A 647-nucleotide genomic window follows, 5' to 3' on the forward strand; every position below is an offset into this window, starting at 1 on the left:
GACGGACCACGACAGGCCCGCAGTTATCAGGTCATGAACGGCATCGCCGTGCTGCCGGTGTCCGGCACGCTGGTCAGTCGGACGCGAGCGCTGCAGCCGTATTCGGGGATGACCGGTTACAACGGCATTATCGCCCGTCTGCAACAGGCTACCAGCGACCCGATGGTGGACGGCATTCTGCTCGATATGGATACGCCAGGCGGGATGGTGGCAGGGGCATTTGACTGCGCTGACATCATCGCCCGTATGCGTGACATAAAGCCGGTATGGGCGCTGGCCAACGACATGAACTGCAGTGCAGGTCAGTTGCTTGCCAGCGCCGCCTCCCGACGTCTGGTCACGCAGACCGCCCGGACAGGCTCCATCGGCGTCATGATGGCTCACAGTAATTACGGTGCTGCGCTGGAGAAACAGGGCGTGGAAATCACGCTGATTTACAGCGGCAGCCATAAGGTGGATGGCAACCCCTACAGCCATCTACCGGATGATGTCCGGGAAACACTGCAGTCCCGGATGGATGCAACCCGCCGGATGTTTGCACAGAAGGTGTCGGCATATACCGGCCTGTCCGTGCAGGCTGTGCTGGATACCGAGGCTGCAGTGTACAGCGGTCAGGAGGCCATTGATGCCGGACTGGCTGATGAACT

1 protein-coding gene is annotated in these 647 nt (G+C 60.7%); it reads left to right on the forward strand.

Annotated elements, in window-relative coordinates; all coding sequences use genetic code 11:
* A partial coding sequence (locus FQZ95_RS06325) for a S49 family peptidase (protein WP_160530016.1) occupies window positions 1-647 on the forward strand: 647 nt, incomplete at both ends.

Source organism: Escherichia sp. HH41S, from assembly GCF_009820115.1.
GTDB lineage: Bacteria > Pseudomonadota > Gammaproteobacteria > Enterobacterales > Enterobacteriaceae > Escherichia > Escherichia coli_F.